This is a genomic window from Lentzea sp. JNUCC 0626 (genome assembly GCF_043632865.1).
Taxonomy (GTDB): Bacteria; Actinomycetota; Actinomycetes; order Mycobacteriales; family Pseudonocardiaceae; genus Lentzea.
In genome coordinates this window covers 3,024,670-3,044,294 of the sequence record NZ_CP171635.1, presented here as the reverse complement: position 1 = coordinate 3,044,294, position 19,625 = coordinate 3,024,670, and the positions used below count along the sequence as shown (strand labels likewise).

The 19,625-nt window shown below is 68.1% G+C and carries 19 protein-coding genes; 12 read left to right on the top strand and 7 right to left on the bottom strand.

Annotation, left to right across the window (positions count from 1 at the left end):
* Positions 1 to 228 precede the first annotated feature (228 nt).
* From JNUCC0626_RS13520 to JNUCC0626_RS13500, 5 genes are all read left to right on the top strand, one after another.
* Positions 229 to 1,017 (top strand): S1 family peptidase, encoded by a 789-nt coding sequence (locus JNUCC0626_RS13520; RefSeq protein WP_394620076.1) that lies wholly within the window; start codon positions 229 to 231, stop codon positions 1,015 to 1,017.
* Between the two features lie 70 nt (positions 1,018 to 1,087).
* A complete protein-coding gene (locus tag JNUCC0626_RS13515) occupies positions 1,088 to 2,386 on the top strand; it encodes a choice-of-anchor B family protein (protein WP_394620075.1) in 1,299 nt (432 codons plus the stop codon).
* Positions 2,387 to 2,456: 70 nt separating this feature from the next.
* Positions 2,457 to 3,323, top strand: coding sequence for a hypothetical protein (locus JNUCC0626_RS13510; RefSeq protein WP_394620074.1), 867 nt, complete (start codon positions 2,457 to 2,459; stop codon positions 3,321 to 3,323).
* A gap of 47 nt (positions 3,324 to 3,370) precedes the next feature.
* Positions 3,371 to 4,294, top strand: coding sequence for a M23 family metallopeptidase (locus JNUCC0626_RS13505; RefSeq protein WP_394620073.1), 924 nt, complete (start codon positions 3,371 to 3,373; stop codon positions 4,292 to 4,294).
* Between the two features lie 260 nt (positions 4,295 to 4,554).
* Positions 4,555 to 5,307, top strand: coding sequence for a S1 family peptidase (locus tag JNUCC0626_RS13500; protein ID WP_394620072.1), 753 nt, complete (start codon positions 4,555 to 4,557; stop codon positions 5,305 to 5,307).
* Here JNUCC0626_RS13500 and JNUCC0626_RS13495 read toward each other — a convergent pair.
* On the bottom strand, positions 5,295 to 6,056 hold the full coding sequence (locus JNUCC0626_RS13495) for a response regulator transcription factor (protein ID WP_394620071.1): 762 nt from the start codon (positions 6,054 to 6,056) through the stop codon (positions 5,295 to 5,297). The two genes, JNUCC0626_RS13500 and JNUCC0626_RS13495, sit on opposite strands and share 13 nt — an antisense overlap.
* Positions 6,057 to 6,263: 207 nt before the next feature.
* Positions 6,264 to 6,773: a snapalysin family zinc-dependent metalloprotease gene (locus JNUCC0626_RS13490; RefSeq protein ID WP_394620070.1), complete on the bottom strand. Its 510-nt coding sequence runs from the start codon at positions 6,771 to 6,773 to the stop codon at positions 6,264 to 6,266.
* 337 nt (positions 6,774 to 7,110) lie between these two features.
* Between JNUCC0626_RS13490 and JNUCC0626_RS13485 the strand changes: the two genes are divergently transcribed.
* The 3 genes from JNUCC0626_RS13485 (at position 7,111) to JNUCC0626_RS13475 (ending at position 12,020) form a co-directional block, all read left to right on the top strand.
* Positions 7,111 to 9,894 (top strand): AAA family ATPase, encoded by a 2,784-nt coding sequence (locus tag JNUCC0626_RS13485; RefSeq protein WP_394620069.1) that lies wholly within the window; start codon positions 7,111 to 7,113, stop codon positions 9,892 to 9,894.
* A 205-nt stretch (positions 9,895 to 10,099) separates the two neighbouring features.
* The gene (locus tag JNUCC0626_RS13480) at positions 10,100 to 10,681 is read left to right on the top strand and encodes a DUF6789 family protein (protein WP_394620068.1); all 582 of its coding nucleotides are present in this window, start codon (positions 10,100 to 10,102) and stop codon (positions 10,679 to 10,681) included.
* A gap of 16 nt (positions 10,682 to 10,697) precedes the next feature.
* Entirely contained in the window at positions 10,698 to 12,020 is a 1,323-nt protein-coding gene (locus tag JNUCC0626_RS13475; RefSeq protein ID WP_394620067.1) for an MFS transporter, read from the top strand.
* On the opposite strand, the gene JNUCC0626_RS13470 is transcribed toward JNUCC0626_RS13475, so the two are convergent.
* On the bottom strand, positions 11,957 to 12,691 hold the full coding sequence (locus JNUCC0626_RS13470) for a hypothetical protein (protein ID WP_394620066.1): 735 nt from the start codon (positions 12,689 to 12,691) through the stop codon (positions 11,957 to 11,959). The genes JNUCC0626_RS13475 and JNUCC0626_RS13470 overlap by 64 nt on opposite strands.
* Positions 12,692 to 12,703: 12 nt before the next feature.
* On the opposite strand from JNUCC0626_RS13470, the gene JNUCC0626_RS13465 reads away from it, so the two are divergent.
* Positions 12,704 to 13,117, top strand: a complete 414-nt coding sequence (locus tag JNUCC0626_RS13465) for a phosphotransferase family protein (RefSeq protein WP_394620065.1) — start codon at positions 12,704 to 12,706, stop codon at positions 13,115 to 13,117.
* A gap of 137 nt (positions 13,118 to 13,254) precedes the next feature.
* Here JNUCC0626_RS13465 and JNUCC0626_RS13460 read toward each other — a convergent pair whose 3' ends face one another.
* Positions 13,255 to 13,710, bottom strand: coding sequence for a hypothetical protein (locus JNUCC0626_RS13460; RefSeq protein WP_394620064.1), 456 nt, complete (start codon positions 13,708 to 13,710; stop codon positions 13,255 to 13,257).
* 654 nt (positions 13,711 to 14,364) lie between these two features.
* On the opposite strand from JNUCC0626_RS13460, the gene JNUCC0626_RS13455 reads away from it, so the two are divergent.
* Positions 14,365 to 15,198, top strand: a complete 834-nt coding sequence (locus JNUCC0626_RS13455; protein WP_394620063.1) for a hypothetical protein — start codon at positions 14,365 to 14,367, stop codon at positions 15,196 to 15,198.
* Here the strand turns inward: JNUCC0626_RS13455 and JNUCC0626_RS13450 are convergent.
* Positions 15,195 to 15,647, bottom strand: coding sequence for a DUF488 family protein (locus JNUCC0626_RS13450; RefSeq protein ID WP_394620062.1), 453 nt, complete (start codon positions 15,645 to 15,647; stop codon positions 15,195 to 15,197). The genes JNUCC0626_RS13455 and JNUCC0626_RS13450 overlap by 4 nt on opposite strands.
* A 164-nt stretch (positions 15,648 to 15,811) precedes the next feature.
* On the opposite strand from JNUCC0626_RS13450, the gene JNUCC0626_RS13445 reads away from it, so the two are divergent.
* Positions 15,812 to 16,210, top strand: coding sequence for an ArsR/SmtB family transcription factor (locus tag JNUCC0626_RS13445; protein WP_394620061.1), 399 nt, complete (start codon positions 15,812 to 15,814; stop codon positions 16,208 to 16,210).
* 3 nt (positions 16,211 to 16,213) lie between these two features.
* Positions 16,214 to 18,223 (top strand): heavy metal translocating P-type ATPase, encoded by a 2,010-nt coding sequence (locus tag JNUCC0626_RS13440; RefSeq protein ID WP_394620060.1) that lies wholly within the window; start codon positions 16,214 to 16,216, stop codon positions 18,221 to 18,223.
* Between the two features lie 86 nt (positions 18,224 to 18,309).
* Here the strand turns inward: JNUCC0626_RS13440 and JNUCC0626_RS13435 are convergent, their stop codons facing one another.
* Together JNUCC0626_RS13435 and JNUCC0626_RS13430 are read right to left on the bottom strand one after the other, a co-directional pair.
* Positions 18,310 to 18,873, bottom strand: coding sequence for a copper resistance CopC family protein (locus tag JNUCC0626_RS13435; protein WP_394620059.1), 564 nt, complete (start codon positions 18,871 to 18,873; stop codon positions 18,310 to 18,312).
* Positions 18,870 to 19,604, bottom strand: coding sequence for a YcnI family copper-binding membrane protein (locus JNUCC0626_RS13430; protein ID WP_394620058.1), 735 nt, complete (start codon positions 19,602 to 19,604; stop codon positions 18,870 to 18,872). The genes JNUCC0626_RS13435 and JNUCC0626_RS13430 overlap by 4 nt, the downstream gene beginning before the upstream one ends.
* Positions 19,605 to 19,625 lie beyond the last annotated feature (21 nt).

Sequence of the window (19,625 nt, the reverse complement as noted above, 5' to 3'; positions counted from 1 at the left end):
CACAGGGATCGGACACGCGTGCCGCCGAGAGCTCGGCGAGGAGTTCCCCCGCCGAGTTTTCAGGCATGAAATGCCGGTGGGCAAGGAGAATCTGCCGTGCTATCGGTTTTGGCTATCACCGTCGGGTCATCGGCGAAGACGATGGAAACTCGGGATTGCCGTCGCGCGCCTTGATCGTGCTCGCCTAGTGGGGTTGTTCGTTTGTTCGCTCCCACGAGGAGGAGTGCTATGACGGCTACCCTGCGCCGTGTCGCCCGAGTGAGCATCACCGCGTTGACGTTCGTGCTGGGCGCCATGGCGACTGTGTCCGTGCCCTCGTCTCAAGCCGCCCCGCCGATCGTGAACGGCACACGGGCCAACATCAACGACTACAAGTGGACCGTGAAGATCGAGAACGCTGCGGGAGGAGATGTCTGCGGCGGAACGCTGGTGGCGGCGAACAAGGTCGTCACGGCCGCGCATTGCACCGAGTTCCGCACCGCCTCGAGCCTGCGGGTGGTCTGGGGGCGCGAGGACAAGAACAGCAGCGCCGGCGTGGTGGCCAGGGTGGTCAGGTTCTGGCAGCACCCGTCCTTCCGCAGGGTCGAGACCGGAGACGACGTCTCCGTGCTCACCCTGGACAGGAACCTCGCGGGTCCCTACCTGCCCCTGGCGACCACTGCCGATGCAGCGCTGTACAACGCGGGAACGCAGACGACCGTCCTCGGCTGGGGCCGCATCCGTTCCGGTGGCCCGGCATCGCGGTACCTGCTCAAGGCGACTGTCCCGGTGGTCAGCGACGCGGAGTGCGCGGCGAAGTACTCCCCGGACGAGGTTCTCGTCCAGGAGGACAGCGTCTGCGCGGGCTATCCGAACGGCGGCACCGACACCTGCCAGGGCGACTCGGGCGGTCCGATGGTGGCCGGCGGCAAGCTGATCGGGGTCACGTCCTGGGGGTATTTCTGCGCTGACGCCCGTTATCCGGGTGTCTACGCCCAGGTCTCCCATTTCAACGCCCTGATCACGGCTCAGCTGTGACACAGCAGTTCCGGAACCCCCGCCCGTCCGCGTCCTGAGCGGCCGGGATCCCAGTGAGGAGAACGACTTCATGAAAACCCTGCGCTTGGGGGTGCTCGCGGTGCTGACGGCATCGGCGATCGCCCTCACGATGTCGGGCGCCTCGGCGCACGACCCCGAAACCCAGGAAGGACAGGCAGCGGCCAAGGCGTTCATGGCCGACTACGAGCCTGCCACCCGGCACGCCGTCACCGGCACCGCGGCCGGAGTGCCGTGCGTGAACGGCAGGGCCGACATCTACCCCTGCAGGAACGTGGACCTGCTCAGCGTCCTGCCTCTGTCCGCGATGGGCGGCGGCAACGGCAACGACGTGTGGGGCTGGACCGACAGGTCCTCGGGCAAGGAGTACGCGATCGTCGGCCGCACCAACGGCACGGCGTTCGTCGACGTCAGCACGCCCACCGCGCCGAGGTTCCTGGGTAACCTGCCGTCCAACGGCGGCAGCAGCACCTGGCGTGACATGAAGGTCTACAAGGACCACGCGTTCATCGTCGCGGACTTCATCACCGGTCACGGGATGCAGGTGTTCGACCTGACCCGGCTGCGCACGATCACCTCGCCCCAGACGCTGACCGCCGACACCGTCTACCGCGAGTTCGGCCCTGCGCACAACATCGCCATCAACGAGGAGACCGGCTACGCGTACGCGATCGGCTCCAACACGTGCCGCGGCGGCCCTCACATGGTCGACATCCGCACGCCGAAGCAGCCGAGGAACGCCGGCTGCGTCTCGCAGGACGGCTACACGCACGACAACCAGTGCGTGGTCTACCGAGGCCCGGACGCCACCTACCGCGGCCGGGAGATCTGCTTCAACTCCAACGAGGACACGCTGACGATCGTCGACGTGACCAACAAGTCCAACCCGGTGCAGATCGCGCGCAAGGGCTACTCGGGCGCGCAGTACTCGCACCAGGGCTGGCTGACCGAGGACCAGCGCCATTTCCTGCTCGACGACGAGCTCGACGAGTCGCGCGGCACCGACAAGCGCACGAAGACCTACATCTGGGACCTGTCCTCGCTGGCGAACCCGGTGCACACCGGCGTCTACAACTCGCCGGCGAGCGCGATCGACCACAACCAGTACGTCAAGGGCAAGTACTCCTACCAGGCCAACTACCAGGCAGGCCTGCGGATCCTCGACCTCAGCGGTGTGGCGTCCGCGCGGCTGACCGAGGCCGGGTTCTTCGACATCTACCCGGCGTCGAACCAGGCCGCGTTCAACGGGGCCTGGAGCAACTACCCGTACTTCTCCAGCGGCATCGTCCTGATCAACGGCATCGAGCAGGGACTCGTCGTGGTGAAGCCGAACCTCGGCGCCGCCAAGTAGTCGCCTGAGCTACCAGTTCCCGATCGATCGGGGTGTCCCTCCATCGGGGCACCCCGTCCTGGAGCCGATCATGCGCAGACTGAGCGCCACCGACTGGATCTTCGCGCTGGTGGCCTTCCTGGTGGTGGCAGGCGCCGGCGTCATGCTGTTCCGCTCGACACCGGCCCCCGTGCACCACCAGCAGGCCGCGGCCGTCGTCCCCGCGAGCCACAGCGACGGACTATCCGAAGTGGAGGGTGGCTATCGTTTCGAACGCGTCGTCATGCCGTCCGGACGCGGAACAGCGGTTCCCGTCGCGTTCCGCATCAGGGCGGCTGACGGCACACCGATGACCCGGTTCGTCGACAACCAGACCAAGCAGATGCACTTCTTCGTGATCCGCGACGACATGCACGTGTTCCGGCACGTCCACCCGAAGCTGGAAGGCGATACCTGGCACACCGAGGTCGACCTCCCCGACGGCGGCGCCTACCGGATGTTCGCCGAGTTCATTCCGCTGGACACCAAGGATCCCCGTCACCCGGTGGTGCTCGGCGTGCCGTTCAGTGTCGCCGGCGACACCACGTTGGCCGAGGTGCCCGCGCCGGACGCGCGGACCGTCACTGCTACCGGATACACCGTGACGCGTGTCGACGAGCCCGCCGTGCTTCCCGTGCTGAACGAGCGTTCGTTGCGATTCGCGATCCGGACCCCAGACGGTCAGCCAGTCACGAAGCTCGAAACACACCTCGGTGCCAACGGGCACATGACCGGCTTTCACACCATGTTGCTGTCCGCCACCCATCTGCATCCCGTCGAACCGGCCGGTGCGCCGCTCATCGACGGCGAGCTGACGTTCCGCTCGGTGTTCGCCGAACGCGGTGAGTACCGGCTTTTCCTGGAGTTCTCCCACGCCGGCAGGCTGCACACCGCCGCGGTGACCGTGGCCGTGACCTGACCGGCCGGGGTTCAGCAGTGCTGCCGGTCACGCCAAAGGTGGTTCGTGTGGCAAGGCCAAGACTTCTCACGATCGTCTCCACTCTCGCTCTGTGCGGTGCCATGATCGGTGCTCCGGCTGTGGCCGGGCACAACACCGCTGAGCACGACCTGCACTGGTCCGTGGGAGCGGTGATGACCGACGAACGGACTGGAGGGAAGTCGGCGGGGGTGGCGCCACTCGTCGAGCCCGTCGCCGTGAACGGGTCGTGGGCGTTCGGCACCACAACCGTTCCGCTCGCGGCGGACACGCACGGTTCGCCGGACACCGCGATCTTCGTCGCGACCAGGACCGGCCTGGGCTGGCAGGTCGCGCTGCACGGCACCGACGAGTTCGCGGACCTGGTCGCCGCGGCACCGGCCGAGGTGGTGAGCGACGAGGAGAAGGCCACCTTCGCCGCCAACCACAGGGCTTCCCGCGCCCGGACGCCGAGCACGGGCCTTGGCCTTCCGTGGCCGAGGAACCAGTCCTGGTGGTTCGGCGGGGGACCGCACGGGCCTGTCGGCAGCGAAGGTCCGTGGGGATCTCTCGACTTCGCGGGTGGAGACGGCCGGGTGCTGTCGGCCGCACCTGGCCGCCTGTACCGCAGCTGCGACAACGGGACCAGTGCCTTCATCACCGTCGTGCACGACAGCGGCTACAGCTCCCGGTACTACCACATGACCGACCTCACAACTGTGAACGAGGGCGGATACGTCGACGAAGGCGCGTACCTGGGGCGCATCGGGAACGAGCTGCCCTGCGGTGGGTTCAGCAACCTTCCGCACGTCCACTTCACGCTGATGGTGGGCGGCGCCGAGGTACCGGTCGACGGGATGACGATCGGCGGCTGGACCTTCCGCCAGGGAAGTCGTCCGTACCAGGGACATGCGACGCGCGGCGACGTGAGGGTCGGTGTCGGAGGAGACCTGGTGAACCACGGGCCGTCCTGATCGAGGGCGGCCCGTGAGCGGGGACGATCACGAGCCGCACCTTGAATCTTCCTTAACCAGCAGGCGTCTTGCGGCGCTTTTGGTTGTGGAGGTGTCACGTGTCGCGTACGTCTGGTTGAGGACGTTGTGGTCGAGCAGTGCTCGCTCCGCGCCCGTGCGTTTCGAATGACCGATCCGGCGCCCGGCAACGGGTTCTCTCCCTGCAAGCGAGTCCTCGTTGTCCATTGTGGTCGCTGGACTGATCCTGAGGAGATACGCGAATGAAGACACGTTCCCTGCTCGCCGGCGTCGCCGCCGTCGCGGCCGTGCTGTCGTGCCTGACAGCTCCGGCGGTGGCCAAGACCGCGCCGACGGACGTGCAGTCGATGATCGTGAACGGCCGTCCGGCCAGCCAGGTCTACTCGTTCATGGTGTCCACGAACATCTCCGTGGGCGGCGGGCACTACTGCGGCGGTGCGCTGATCAAGCCGAACTGGGTGGTGAGCGCCCGGCACTGCGGAAATCCGGTGCAGGTGCGGGTGGGTACCACCAACAGCAACAGCGGCGGCACCGTCGCCCGCGTCCGGCGGACGATCCACCACCCCGGAAACGGGGTGGACGTATCGTTGATCGAGTTGGCGACCTCGGTGCCGCAGACGCCGATCCAGATCGCCGCCACCTCCGGCCCCGCTGGAACCGCGACCCGGATCATCGGGTGGGGGCAGACGAGCCCGGTGCCGGGGAACGGCAGGACCACGCAGCTGATGGAGCTGGACACGTCGATCGTGCCGGACAACAGGTGCCCCGTCGGGCGCAACCCAGCCACCGATCTGTGCACGAACAACCCGGACGGCAACGCCGGAGCGTGTTACGGCGACTCCGGTGGTCCGCAGATCAAGCGCGTCAACGGGATCTGGCAGCTGGTGGGGGCGACCAGCGGTTCCGGCAACGGTAACGAGTTGTGCGCTACCGGTCCGTCGCTCTACATGGACGTCCCGGCGGTGAGCAGCTGGATCCGGAGTTACACCGGATAGGCGACAGGCACGGGATCCGCGGTGCGGGAGTCGGCCAGACGCACTCCCACACCGCGGACGGTGTGCAGGTACCTCGGTCGAGACGCGGACTCGCCCAGCTTGCGGCGCAACCAGGAGAGATGCACGTCCACGCACTGGTCTCCCGGGCGGTGGAGGCGTCCCCAGACGGCCTCGGCCACCTCCTTGCGGCTGACGACCCGGTCGGCCCGCTCCGCCAAGTAGGTCAGGACGTCGAACTCCTTGCGGTTCAGCTCGAGAAGTCGTCCGTCCACAGTGGCTTCCCGACGGGCTCGGTCGACCCGCAGGCCGCCGATCGTCAGGACCGGCAGCGCGCTGATGATCCGGCACGACCGGCGCAGGACAGCGCGCATGCGTGCGGCCAGGTGTTCCAATGAGAACGGCTTGGCCAGGTAGTCGTCAGCGCCCGCGTTCAACGTTCTGACGATTCCGAGCTCGTCGTGCACGCCGGTCGCGATCACGACGGACAGGGAGGTGATGTCGCGGATGACGCGCAACGCGTCCTGCCCGTCCAGATCCGGAAGACCGAGATCCAGCACGACGAGGTCAGGCCGCCGGCCGCTGATCATGCGCACGGCGCGCGGAACCGACGAGGCGACCCGCAGGCGATAGCCGATGCCGCGCAACCGCCGGGACATGGCGTCCGACATGAGCGGGTCGTCCTCCACGAGGAGCACGGTGACCGCCATCGCTCCGGCCTGTGACTGACCTGGGTGGACGTCGGATGTCATCGGAGGAAACCTCCTGAGCTCGTCGCGTTCGTGAGATCGTCGCTGTGACTGGGCGCCGGATCGACGTTGCGCGCCTTCAGGGCTGCTGGAGGCGCGCAACGTCAGAGCATGCGTGCACCTCGTGCGGTGCAACGGAAGGCTGCCGACAACGTCAGATCACCCGGCGTGTGGAACACGAAGCCTTGCGATCGACACCACGTGTCGTGGTCAGCGGTAGTTGTCGTTCATCTGCGCGACCTGTGCCTCGGGCCACCAGAAGTTGTGGCAGTCCTTGCCCGCTGACACGCCGGACATGATGTCATCGCATTTCCCGCTGTTGTTCATCGGGAGTCCGAAGATCCGGCCGTACTCACGTGCCACGAGGCGCTCTGCGGAGAAGCCCTTCCGGAGAGCCGCGCGGCTGAGCCGGACGGTGATCGGCCGGTCGTTCGGCCGAACCGGGCCGATCACGGTGTTGTCCGGCATCGAGTCGGAGGGCACGAAGCGGATGACCGGGCGACAACCCTCGTTCGGCCACAACCTGGTGTCGCCGAGCGTGACGGTCTTGCCGTGACCCGACCAGTACCAGCTGTTCTGGCCTAGCGCTTCGTCCCAGTCACGTACCTGGCTGGAGTCGTAGCAGATCACTGTGGGCGCCGCTTCAGAGGCCGAGGCGGTGGCGGGCAACGCGGTCACCGCCAAGGTCGCCGCGATGCAGGCAACTGCTTGCTTGAGCATGAGAACTCCCGGTAGCTGAGTTGAACACCCTTCGACTGACTTGGGCCTCTTCAGCGTAGGAAGCCGCGCGGGATCGCAACCAGATCCCAACTTTCCATAGCAGCAACCGATGTGCGGGTTGTTCCGCGGATCGGCGAGGCTGCTCGCGGCTGCGGGTGATCACCCACGAGAAGGTACGGCCTCGGACTTCGGGACGACCGCAACGGCAACCGCGCCATCCTGATGTCCGGTGGCGGCGCGGGACAACACCGGGCCTCGGCGATGTCGCGGCCCACCTGAAGATGGCTCTTCGTCCTTTGTAGATCGACGAGCGCCTGGTCCCGTACGCTTCCTGACAATGGACCTCTTCGGGCGGCAGTTGGAACAGGCGGCGATGAGCCGGGTCGTCGCCGGGGCCATGTCCGGTCAGGGCGCTGCCCTGGTGCTGTGGGGTGATCCGGGCATCGGCAAGACGGCGTTGCTCGAGCACGCGACCGACGTCGCCGGCCCTGGGTTCACGATCCTCACCTGCCGGGGCACCAGGCTGGAGTCGGGTCTCGCGTTCGCTGGTCTGCACCAGTTGCTGTGGCCGGTGGTGGACCGGATCGACACACTGCCGCTACCCCAGGCACGCGCGCTGAAAGGGGCCCTCGGACACAGCGGCGACCAAGCGGACCGGTTCCTCCTCGGCGCCGCTGTTCTCACGTTGCTGAGCGATCTGGCCGAGGTCCGTCCGGTGCTGGTGGTCGTCGACGACGGGCAGTGGCTGGACGAACCGACCGCGCAGCGTATGTCCTTTGTAACCAGACGGGTGCAGGCGGAGCCGGTGGCCGTGCTGGTGGCCGTGCACGAGGATCCTGCGCTCGGTGACTGGGAGCTGGTGCCATCGCTGGAGGTTCGAGGTCTGGACGACAGCGCCGCACGTCTGCTGGCCTCCTCGGCCGCCCGCGACGTGGACGACGTGCTGATCGAACACACGGTCCGCGTGGCAGGAGGTAATCCGCTGGCCCTGCAAGAACTTCCCCGCACACTCGGCGAGACCGGCGCCGCTCTCCTGTCGCAGGGGGACCCGGTCGCGGTCGGCCCCAGACTGCGCCGCGCGTTCCGAGCCCGAATCGATCCCCTGGGCTCCGCGATCCGCACCGCGCTGCTGCTCGCGGCCGCCGACGACCGCGGTGAGGGTGCGGTGCTGCGCCGGGCAGGCGCCGTTCTCGGTGTCGAGGCCGAAGCCTGGGAGCTCGCGCTGAGGTCCGGTCTGCTCACCGCACGCGGCGACCGGCTCCGGCTCCGGCATTCGCTGATCCGGGCCGTGGTCTACGAGGAGGCGACCCTTGCCGATCGGCAGGCGGTCCACCGGGCGCTCGCCGAGTCGCTCACCGCCGACGCGACAGGCGAACTCCGTGCCTGGCATCTGGCCGCTGCCGCCGAGAAGGCCGACGAACAGGTGGCGCTCTTGCTGGAGAGATCGGCCGAGCGCGCCTGGGGGCGCGGTGGCTGCGCGGCGGCCGTGCGCGCCCTACGCAGAGCCGCCGCACTTTCGCCGGAGAACGGCGATGCGGTCAGGCGACTGTGCCGTGGTGCGGCCGCGGCCTGGGACGCCGGGCAGGTCGCCACGGCGAGGGAACTGTTGCGGGCTTCGGAGAAAATGTCCTCCGAAGCGGCTGTGGCCCGGCTCAGCGGCGGGCTGCGCGGGGTTATCGAGTTCGCTCGCGGGGACCAGGAACGCGCCCACGGCTTCCTGCTGCTGGACATGCGGGAGGTACCCGACCCCGCCAAGGCGCTCGACCTCGGTTGCCTCGCGGTGCGGGCCGGCTGGGCGGCAGGCCGCCCCGAACTGCAGGCCGAGGCCTTGCGGCAGGTCGGCGAACTCGCCCGCCGCCGCCCGTTCCCGGACGCCGATCTGCTGCCGGTGCTGCGCGCCTGGTGGACCACCGAGCCCGGAGAAGACGCGAAACCGGGCCCCGCTGTGCTCACCGGGGACGTACTGGCCCGGCTCTCGTCCAGCTTGCTGCGGTTGCACCCTCCCACACCCCTGGGAGTGGCGTGGGGTCTTGAGCAGCCTCTGTCCGTCGCGTTGCGGAACAAGATCGCGAAGGTGCGGCGCACGGAGGAGGTGGGTGTCCTGACGCTGGCTCTCGCCCAGTCGGCGACCCTGGACATCGTTCTGGGGCGCTGGTCGGAGGCGACGGCCAACGCGACCGAGGGAATGCGGGTCGCGGAGGAGATCGGCGCCGACCACCTGGCCTCGCAGTGCCGCAACTGCCTGGCTTTGCTGGCGGCGATGCGCGGCGACGAGGAGACCGTCGCGGCTGCCGCCGCTCGCACCCTCGAACTCTCCGTGCCGCGGGAGGTGCGTGCGCTGAGCGCCGCCGCGCATTGGTACCTCGGCATGTCGGCGTTGTTCGCCGGCCGCGCCGACGAAGCGCTCGAACGCCTGCTGCGGCTCACCGAGCCAGGCCACGACGCCGCGCACCCGACTTTCGCGGTGCTGGCCGTCCTCGACACCGTGGAAGCCGCGCTGCGGGCCGGCAGGCCGGAAGCGGCCGAGCCACAAACACAACTGCTGCGAAGGTGGGCGGACCACACCGAGGCCGCGTGGGCCGTCTCCGGCGCCCACCTCGCCCGTGCGCTGCTGGCCGACGCGTCCGATGCCGAGAAGTGGTTCCAGTTCGCCCTGGAGGTGCCCGGCGCGTCGTCACGCCCCTTCTCCTTCGCGCGCACCCGGCTGCTGTACGGGGAGTGGTTGCGTCGCGCCCGCCGCCGTTCCGAGGCCCGCGTCCAGCTCGCCGAGGCCGCGGAGGCGTTCCAGCGACTGGGAGCCACGCCGTTGCTCGAACGGGCGCAGGCCGAACAGGAGCTGACCGGGGCGCACCCCCACCGGTCCGCACGAGGGTCGGAACGGCAGGACGTCCTCACCCCACAGGAACTCCGGGTGGCGCGGCTCGCGGGGGAGGGGCTCACCAACCGGGAGATCGCGGCACAGCTGCTGATCAGCCCGCGGACGGTCGGCCACCACCTGTCCAACGTCTTCCCGAAGCTCGGCATCATCTCGCGGTCCGACCTGGCGAAGGTGGACTTCGACGGTGCCGCGGGGGCACCGACGGATACGGTGACCGATTCCGGATCGCGCGATTCTTCGTAGCGTCGGCGTGCTCGCACCCGCGCTGGAGAACGAGGAACCACCGCCCCATGCCCAGTTCCGCCGTGCACGCCGATGGCACGCGCGAGCGTTTCGACGTGGCTGGTTCCAGGTCTGTCCAGCTCGGCCCCGTTGAGCGAAAAGCGCACGGCACGTGCGTCGTTCACGCCATCTTCTCTCTTCAATCCTCGAATCGAAGGAGCTCGCTGTGGAGCCCGGCTTCGACAACCGATCCGCGGCCGTGCCCGGGATCCTGTGGTGGCGCACGTGGGCCAGCCGGCACCGGGTGCTCGCCGCGTTGCTGGCAGGCCTCGTCGCCACGCACGTCGCCACCGCGTGCGGCTACTGGTTCACCGGGATCGGCCTGACCCGACTGGACTGGAACACCGCGAACGGCTTCGTCTACACGCCTGCCGCCGGGCCGTTGGCGAAGTTCCTCGTCGGAGGTGTCTTCCACTACTTCGACGGCATCGTGTTCGCGGTGGTGTTCGCGTGCGCGCTCCATCCGCTGCTGCCGTGGCGCAACACGCAGCTCGGCAACCTCGCCAAGGGGTTCGTGTTCGGCACACTGCTCTCCGTCCTCAGCGTCGTGTTCATGACCCCGTTCGTCTACGGCCCGGCGCGCGGCTCCGACCCCGGCTTCCTGAGCCTGAACCTGGGATGGCAGTACATCGCCGCTGTCTTCGTGTGGCACTGGATCTACGGGATCCACCTCGCGATCGTCTTCAACCCGCTGCCCGACCCGCTCGACGTGCCGCGCGAGGCCGAACCCGCGCTGAGCAGCCGCTGAAGAACGGAGCTGTGTCATGGCAGAAGCAGGTCAGCCCCGGAAGGGCTTCGCCAAGATCATCGCGGCGAGCGTCGCGGGCACCACGATCGAGTTCTACGACTTCTTCCTCTACGGCGCCGCCGCGGCGATCGTGTTCGACAAGGTGTTCTTCCCGTCGGGCGACCCGATCACCGGCGTGCTGCTCGCGTTGCTCACCTACGCGGTCGGCTTCCTGGCTCGCCCACTCGGCGGCGTGGTGTTCGGCCACTTCGGAGACCGCTGGGGCAGAAGGCGCACACTGGCGCTGAGCCTGGTCCTGATGGGCGGCGCGACCGTAGCGATCGGACTCATCCCCTCCTACGCCACGATCGGGATCGCCGCGCCGATCCTGCTGGTGCTGCTCCGACTCGTCCAGGGCTTCGCGCTGGGTGGCGAGTGGGGCGGCGCGATCCTCCTGGTTGCCGAACACGGCGACGACCGCCGCCGAGGCTTCTGGAGCAGTTGGCCGCAGACCGGCGGACCACTCGGCAACATGCTCGCCACCGGCGTTCTCGCGGCACTGACGCCGACGATCACCAACGAGCAGTTCCTGTCCTGGGGCTGGCGCCTCCCGTTCGCGGTGTCGGCCGTCCTGGTGGTCATCGGCCTGTGGCTGCGGCACTCCATCGAGGAGTCCCCGCTGTTCGAGGCGGACGCACCGCGCGAGGCGGCGCCGATCCGGGTGGTGCTGCGCGATCACCGGCGCCAAGTGGCCATGGCCGCGCTCGCCAACGTCGGCGAGAAAGCCGCCTTCTACACGTTCAGCATCTTCCTGCTCACGTACCTGGCCCAGCAGGTCAAGGCACCGCGCGGCGTGGGCCTCACCGCCGTGGCCGTCGCCTCGGTGTTCCAGGTGGCGGCGATGCTGGCCGGAGGCGCGTTGTCCGACAGGTACGGCAGGCGCCCGGTCAGCATCACGCTGGCCGTGCTGCTCGCCGCCTGGGGCTTCCTCGGACTGCCTCTTGTGGACAGCGGCGAGCTCGGCAAGGTCATCCTGGTGACCGTCGTGGGGCTCACCCTGCACGGCCTCATGACCGGCGCCCAGGTCGCGTTCTTCGCCGAACTGTTCCCCAGCGCCGTCCGCTACACCGGCGCATCACTGGGCTACCAACTCGCCACCGTGTTCGGTGGCTCGCTGGCGCCGATCGTAGGTGTCGCGCTGCTGCGCCGGTTCGGCTCGACCACCCCGGTCGCCGTCTTCCTCGCGATAACCGAAATCTGCACGATCGCCGCCTTCCTGTGCGCGGGCGAAACGCGTCACCGCGACCTGCGCTCGATCGAACCCGACCGGTCGAACCAACGACCGCTCTCAACCAAGTGAGGCACAACCGTGCGCACTACGTCGCCGCTTTGCCGGACCCTTTGGCATCGGGGGTGACCCCTGCTGTGGTCGATCGGAGGAAAGACGTTGTACGGATAGCACGCGGCTGAGCCCTTCGCCCGGGCGAACTCCTTGGCGCTGATGTCGATCGTTGCTGGACGTAGGCCCCGCTGGGCTGGATCCGTGGTGACGAGTTGGAGGCGTCGCTTGCCACGCGACGGTGCGTCGAGTTCTACCTTGTCGAGGGGCTTGCAGGAGCGGTGGAGGAAGTAGCGCCCGTGAAGCTCCTGCCGGTGTGAGGTGGCACGGGAATATCCGTTGCGGATTGCGTTGTCGAGCTCGACGGCGCTCGCCCATGCAACGGGGTCGTTGTCGCGGAGCCATCGCCAGCCCACGTTGCTGTGGAAAGGGCACCCGATGCAGGCGGACTTCGCGGTTGAGCCGAATCCGTGCTCGACGAGGTAGTCGACGCATCGCGCGCGGGCCCAGCCGAGGTCGATCAGCCGAATGACGTTGCGCAGGTTGCGCACGTCTGAGTCTTTCGCGCGGGCGAACTCGTCGGTGCTGATGCCGATAGCCTGCGTGGTTGTGCAGTCACCCTGTGGCGGTTCCTTCCGCAAGACCAGGCGATCACCGCTGGGGACATCGCCGAACCGTTGTTGTCCTTGCACAGCTTGGAGAATGTGCCGTTCGAACTGCCGCAGCTCGACGCTCTAGGTGCGAACCGGAACTCGATCGAGACCAGCGCGCTGCTCTCGGATGGCGAACGTGCGCTGCTGGACAACGGCGTTCAGGCGGCGGTCCTAATCGACTGGGAGAGTGCGGTGTTCGGCCCCGTGGAGTGGGACCTCGTGACGATCGAGGTCCACTGCCGCAGGTTCGGGTTCGCGCACACCGAGTACGACGAGTTCTGCGAGCGCTACGGCCGTGATGTCCGTGAGTGGTCGGGCTGCCGTACGTTCAAGGACTTGCGTGAGCTGAGGATGATCACGACGAACGCCCGGAAATCGGCCGTGGGGAGTCCACAGGCCGACGAGGTGCATCGGCGGATCGCGCAGCTGGACGACGCCCCGAGCTCCAGGTGGTTCATCGTCTGAGAGTCAGTCGGACAGGCTGAGCGGCGTGGCGCTGAAAGTGCCCGCCAGAAGGTTGTCCATCAGAACGGGGAGCGTGGCCGGTAGCAGCTTGGCGGTGGTGGCGCGCAGGTCGGAGGCCGGCCACCAGCGCCGCTCGATCAGGCTGGCTTTTCGTTCTCGGTGGGCTTGAGCGCGACCTTCGGGGCCGTATCCGTGATGCGGCAAAAGAGCACGTGATCGACGCGGTGATGGTCGCGGTCCTTGTAGCGGAAGCGGGACTCATGGACATACAGCTTGCGTCCCAGCGCAGGAAGCACGAGTCCGGCTTTCTCCGCTACCTCGCGGCCGGCTTCCCTCAAAGTCGGAAGCGTCACCAACCTGGTTCCCGGCAAACCCGCGAGCCGGTGCCTGCTCGTGATCTGCACCCGGTGTCCTTGCTCCGAGTCACCCGGTAGCAGCGGCAGGACCTGGTCCGCCGACGACACGTTGTCGACCACGACAAGGACTCGCTGGCCGGCCCCGCCGTGCTCGGCGAGGACGGTCCGCCACAGCCACGCTCTGGCTTCGACGTCTTCCGATACCTGGTCGGGATGGACCCCCACTGCGGTGAGCAACGACTGAGGGCCACGAGCGGGGTGACGTGTTGCTCCTCAGGTCCGTAGCCATAGATGTTGATCATCAACATGCCGCCCGGGAACCAGTTCCGGTTGCGCGCGACCTTCGCGGCGTGCACCACTGGCGCGGTCTTGCCGGTACCGCCGAGCCCGTCCACGGCGACGGCGGCGATGCTGTCCGAGTCTGGCTGGAGCAGTTCCAGGAGCCCGTCGACCTGGTCCTCTCTGCCCACGAACACAGGCTGATAGGGCAGGCCCTGCAACGCCGGTCGCGTCGGCACAGCCTCTGTGATCGTGAGCGTGCCCGTTTGGATTACGTTGCCGACCACGCTCCGGACACGCCGTTCGTCACGCTGGTTCCCACTGGCACCGAGCGATTGTGCTCCGACGGGGGATCCCCGGAGCACTCCACTCGCCTGAGTCACCCCGTTGGACCAGCACCATCGCGATTCGAGAGCTGGACTGGTTTCCGAGTTTCGCGATGACTGACCCGGTGTGAGAAACCGGTGTCGACCATCAGGCCTCTTCGTATCCGCAGACCAGATCTGAACGCCACCGCGTTCACAGCTGCTTTCTGCACTCCGCCGGGTGAATGACCGAGCGTGTGCGGCGTTGCAGACTCGATCCAGGTGAACATCGCTGAAAGGGGGAGCGGTGAGTCAAGGATCGCTGTTCGGGCCGGAGGCGGCGCCGGTGATGAAGGCCGCTGATGACGCTTGGCGTCGAATGAAGGTGCTGGTCACGGTCAAAGCCGCGCCGAACCCGTCCGCTGCCTACGGGGAGACCGTCTGCGTCGCGGGGTTGAGCATGGATTTGGACGCGCCGGGGTGGGTGCGCCTGTATCCGATCAACTTCCGCGATCTGGAGTCCGCGCAGCGGTTCAGGAAGTACGACATCGTGTCGATCAAGGTGAAGCCTGCTCGCAACGACCCTCGTGTCGAGAGCTGGAAGCCGGACATGACCAGTCTGGAGGTGCGGGACTACCTCAAGCCTTGGAAGAGAAGGCGGCCGTTGGTCGAGCCGTACGTCGAAGAGTCGATGTGCGAGGTGCTGAACGGGGTCAGGGCTCATCCGCCGGCTCGTTCGTTGGCGGCGGTCCGTCCTGCTTCGGTGCAGGGCATCGACCTCGAGCCTCATCCTGGCTGGACGGCGGACGAGCAAGACAAGATCAACAGGTACGTCGGTCAGATCGACATGTTCGGCACTGACCGCACGGCCCTGGAGGCTCCTCGGTTCAGGGGTTGGTACCGCTACAAGTGCACGACGACCACCTGCGGTGGCCATCGCCAGGGCATCCTCGACTGGGAGTTCGTGGCTCTTCAGCGCCGGTTGGTCAGGCTTGGTGACGACGCCTTGAAGGTCGAGCTGCGCAAAAGGTACTTCGGCGAGATGTGTGCTGCTGGCAAGGACGTCGCGTTCTTCGTCGGCAACCAGGCCAAACGGCAACACGTGTTCGGAGTGGTCGGCGTGTACTGGCCGCCGCGTTAAACCTCGACGAGGTCGCGCTCCAGCCGAAGGCGCACCTGGTGAAGGACGACGTCGCGGTGGCACCGCTGCTCGTCGGCCTCGAAGCACATCACCGCCACGCGCTGGTGCTTGGCGAGCTCGACGAGTTGGTCCAGTGCGGTCTCCGCGGCCTCGTCGGTGAGCAGTGCCGAATAGCGATCGCGGGCTTCGGAGAGTTCCTGAAGGCTGCCGCCGAATCCGGCCCGGTTGGTCTTGGGGTTGCCCAGGCCCCGCAGGTGCAGGTAGCCGGCACCTGCGGAGGTAACCGCCGTCGAGAGTGCTGTCTTGCTGAAACCTCGCTTGCGGGAGATCGGAGTCAGGCGAACGTCGACGAGGACGTTGATCCGCTGTTCGCCGAGGCGCGCGAGGAACGCGTCCAGATCAACCCCTTCGTAGCCGGTGCCGACGATGCCTGGTGCCGTTCCGTGCATGCGCCGACCCTTTCACAACCTGGACGGGCGGTCGTCACCGGTCTTGCCGCCTCCGGCGGCTGGTCGAGAGTTCCCACGTCGATGCCAACATATCGATGAGTGTTGAGATGACACTCTCACTTGGAGTAGATTCCAACGTATCAACGAACGTTAGGATGAGCGCTGTGACTGACAGACGCCAGGACTCCTGCGACCTGTTGTGCCTGGACCTGCCGCATGCCGAGGAGATCCGGACGGGCCTGCCCGAGGTGGGTGCGGTGGAGGCGGCGGCAGCTGCGGCGCGGGCGTTGGGCGATCCGACCCGGCTGCGGATCGCCGCTGCGTTGTTGAGCGGTGGCGAGTTGTGCGTGTGCGACGCCTCGTGGGTCGTGGGTGCGGCGCAGAACCTGACGTCGCACCACCTGCGGCAGCTCAAGATCGGCGGGCTGGTGTCGTCGCGGCGGGACGGTCGGTTGGTGATGTACGCGCTGACCGGTCGCGGGCGCGCGTTGGTCACCGCGGTTCTCGAAGTGCAGACGGAGCAGGTCGTGCCTGCGGGCGACGGCGGAGCGTTGAAGGGGTGAGTCGTGGCTGAGGAGTGCTGCGGGCCGCAGGAGTCGCGGACGACGGGGCAGGGTGACGAACGCGGTCCCGACGAGGGGCCGGGAAGCCTGTGGCAGGTTCGTGAACTGCAGCTGGCCGTTGTCGCCGCGGTGCTTCTGGCTGTTGGGTGGTGGATCGGGTCCACGGGCGCGGAGCTGGCGGGCGACGGGCTGACGTTGGCGTCGGCCGTGGTGGGCTCGGCGTCGTTCGTGCCGGGGGCGGTGCGCGGCCTGCTGCGGCGCCGGGTCGGCGTCGGCACCCTGATGACCATCGCCGCTATCGGTGCCGTGGCACTGGGGCAGTTCACCGAGGCCGCGATGCTCGGCGTGTTGTTCTCGATCGCGGAGGGCCTGGAGCACTACGCGATCGTTCGCACCCGCCGTGGCGTGCGCGCTCTGCTCGGGCTGGTGCCGCCCACAGCGTCGGTGCTGCGAGACGGGACCGAGCTGCAGGTCTCGCCGGACGAGCTCGTGGTGGGCGACCGGATGGTGTTGCGGCCCGGTGAGCGTGCCGCGACCGACGGGGTCATCCGGACCGGCCACACCAACCTGGACCTGTCGGCGATCACCGGTGAGTCGGTGCCGGTGGAGGCCGGGCCTGGCGATGTCGTGCACGCCGGTGCGATCAACGGCGGCGGTGCGATCGAGGTCGAGGTGACGTCCCGGGCGTCGGACTCCTCGCTCGCGCGGATCGTGCACATCGTCGAAGAGGCCCAGGACCGGAAAGGTGCCGGGCAACGGCTGGCTGACCGCATCGCGCGTCCGCTCGTTCCGGCGATCATGGTCTTGGCCGCGCTCATCGCCGGCCTCGGGGCGCTGTTCGGCGATCCGATGTTGTGGCTCGAACGCGCTTTGGTCGTGCTCGTCGCCGCTTCCCCTTGTGCGCTGGCGATTTCTGTTCCGCTCACCGTCGTTGCCGCCGTGGGGGCGGCGAGCAGGCAGGGTGCTCTGATCAAGGGCGGCGCTGCGCTGGAGGAGCTGGGCCGCATCGGCACGGTCGCGTTGGACAAGACCGGCACGCTCACCCGCAACGCTCCGCGCGTGATCGACGTCCTCCCCGCTGGGGAGGCGACGCGCGAGCAGGTGCTGGCGACCGCAGCCGCGCTCGAAGCCCGCAGTGAGCACCCGCTGGCCCGCGCGATTCTGCAGGCCTCGGCAGCCGTGCCCGCTGCTGATGATGTCACCGCGGTGCCTGGGCACGGACTGACCGGAACCCTCGACGGTGCCTCGATCCGGCTGGGCAAGCCGGGGTGGGTGGACGCCGGCGCGTTGCGTGGCGAGGTCGACCGTCTTCAGCAGGCGGGTGCCACCGTGGTGCTGTTGGAACGGGATGGCGTTCTTCTTGGCGCCGTCGCGGTCCGCGACGAGCTGCGCGACGAGGCTCCCGGGGTCGTCAGCAGCCTGCGCGGGTTGAACATCGACACCGCGATGCTCACCGGCGACAACACCGCCACCGCAACGGCATTGGCGAGCAAGGCGGGCATCTCGACCGTCCACGCCGAGCTCCTGCCGGAGGACAAGGCCACCCTGGTCGAGCGGCTGCGCAACGGGCGCAGGATCGCCATGGTCGGTGACGGCGTCAACGACGCTCCCGCACTGGCGACCGCCGACGTCGGCATCGCCATGGGCGCCATGGGAACGGACGTGGCGATCGAGACGGCGGACGTGGCGTTGATGGGCGAGGACCTCCGTCACCTGCCCCAGGTTCTGGCGCACGCACGGCACGCGCGTCGCGTGATGCTGCAGAACGTCGGGTTCTCGTTGGCGATCATCGGGGTGCTGATCCCGTTGGCGGCGTTCGGGGTCATGGGTCTGGCGACGGTGGTGTTCGTGCACGAGTTCGCCGAGGTGCTGGTCATCGTCAACGCGATCCGCGCGGCCAAGAGCACACCGTTGCCCGAGGTGACCGCGGTCGCTCCGGCCACACCACAGGCGTTGAACCTCACGGTCGCTGGCAACAAGCAGGGTGGCTCCGGCTGCTGCGACGCCTGCTGATCCTTCCCTCAAGGCGGTGCAGGCCGCTCCCTGCCTGAGGTTGTGGTCCACACGGGACACCGGATGGCGTCCCGTGTGGATGAGGGTCACACTGACGTGGCAGAGCGCTTCCTGATGAACACGACGGCGCCTACCGCGCCGACCACAACCACGGCGACGATCAGCCATACCCACCAGGGCATTCCGCTGCTCTGATCGGTCTGCGCGTCAGCCGCCGGGGCGATCGAGGGCGCGGCCGAGCTCGGCGCGGTCGTCGTGGTCGGGGGAGGAGTGGTCGTGGTGGTCGGCGGAACGGTCATCGTGAACTTCACCGCTCCAGTCACGGCGTGGTCGTCCGCGGAGCCGATCTTGTAGTTGAGCGTGTAGAGGCCTGCCGGACCGGCCGGGGTGACCGGCACGAGGAGCGAGGCGTCCTTGCCGGTGAGCTGACCGACGGTCCACGCGGTGCCGTCCGCACCGGTGATGGTGACGGTGGTCTGGTCGACCTGGATGGGCTCGTTGAACGTCAACGTGATCTGCTGCGGCGGCGCGGCGACCTCCGCGCCGTCCTTGGGGTCGCTGGAGATCAGCTGGGTGTGCGCCGAGGCCAGTGGCGCGGTCGCCAGGAACGACAGCAGGAAGATCGGCAGGAGGATCAGGACGCGCTTCACTTCGGGTCTCCGGTCTGTGTGGTGCAGCGGGAACGCAGGGCGGTGCCGGCCGCGATGCCGAGGGCTAGGGCGGCCACTCCGAGGGCGGAGCCGCCGAGCCAGGTCGCGGACGAGCTCGGCGCAGCAGCGGCAGCGGGGGCTGGAGTGCTGTGTTCGCCGGACGAGTCGGACGACGCCTCGGCATCGGTGGCGACGAGCTTGAGTACGGGCGCGGGATGGTCTGGCTCGCCCTGACCTTCCGCTGGCGGCGGCTGGTTCCAGTTCACGACTTCGCCGCTCTCGTAGGTCTGCACGGCGTTGATCACGAGCCGATCGGCGTTGTCCGGCATCGTGCCGAGCGTCACGGCGAACTCCGCGAACTCGTTGGGGGCGATGCGGGTTCCGGCCTCGGCGGTCCAGGTGATGCTGCGGAACGCCTCGGTGAACTCGCTGTTGCCGACCTTGACCGGCGGGTCGAGCTTGGCCTTGACCACGTCGGCCTTCCAGCCCGCGGTGCTGCGGGTCCGGACGGTGCGCAACGGGAACTCGGCGGGCAGGTCGAGCCGCACCGAGACGGTGCCGGAGTCAGGGCGTTCGTTGGGAACCTTGAAGGTGATGGTCGCGGACTTGCCTCTGACCGCCTGGCCCGGCACGGGTTCCAGATGGGCGGAGGCCGCAGTGCTGTTGAACAACGTGACCGCGCACGCGACGACCGCGGCCGTCGCGAACACGCGTGGGTACTTCGGGGACATGGAGCTCCTCGCATGACAGAA

Coding starts and splice junctions, on each gene's coding strand:
- JNUCC0626_RS13510 (WP_394620074.1), top strand. CDS start 2,457: ATGCGCAGACTGAGCGCCACCGACTGGATCTTCGCGCTGGTGGCCTTC.
- JNUCC0626_RS13430 (WP_394620058.1), bottom strand. CDS start 19,604: ATGTCCCCGAAGTACCCACGCGTGTTCGCGACGGCCGCGGTCGTCGCG.
- JNUCC0626_RS13450 (WP_394620062.1), bottom strand. CDS start 15,647: ATGCACGGAACGGCACCAGGCATCGTCGGCACCGGCTACGAAGGGGTT.
- JNUCC0626_RS13495 (WP_394620071.1), bottom strand. CDS start 6,056: ATGACATCCGACGTCCACCCAGGTCAGTCACAGGCCGGAGCGATGGCG.
- JNUCC0626_RS13520 (WP_394620076.1), top strand. CDS start 229: ATGACGGCTACCCTGCGCCGTGTCGCCCGAGTGAGCATCACCGCGTTG.
- JNUCC0626_RS13490 (WP_394620070.1), bottom strand. CDS start 6,773: ATGCTCAAGCAAGCAGTTGCCTGCATCGCGGCGACCTTGGCGGTGACC.
- JNUCC0626_RS13475 (WP_394620067.1), top strand. CDS start 10,698: ATGGCAGAAGCAGGTCAGCCCCGGAAGGGCTTCGCCAAGATCATCGCG.
- JNUCC0626_RS13500 (WP_394620072.1), top strand. CDS start 4,555: ATGAAGACACGTTCCCTGCTCGCCGGCGTCGCCGCCGTCGCGGCCGTG.
- JNUCC0626_RS13485 (WP_394620069.1), top strand. CDS start 7,111: ATGGACCTCTTCGGGCGGCAGTTGGAACAGGCGGCGATGAGCCGGGTC.
- JNUCC0626_RS13515 (WP_394620075.1), top strand. CDS start 1,088: ATGAAAACCCTGCGCTTGGGGGTGCTCGCGGTGCTGACGGCATCGGCG.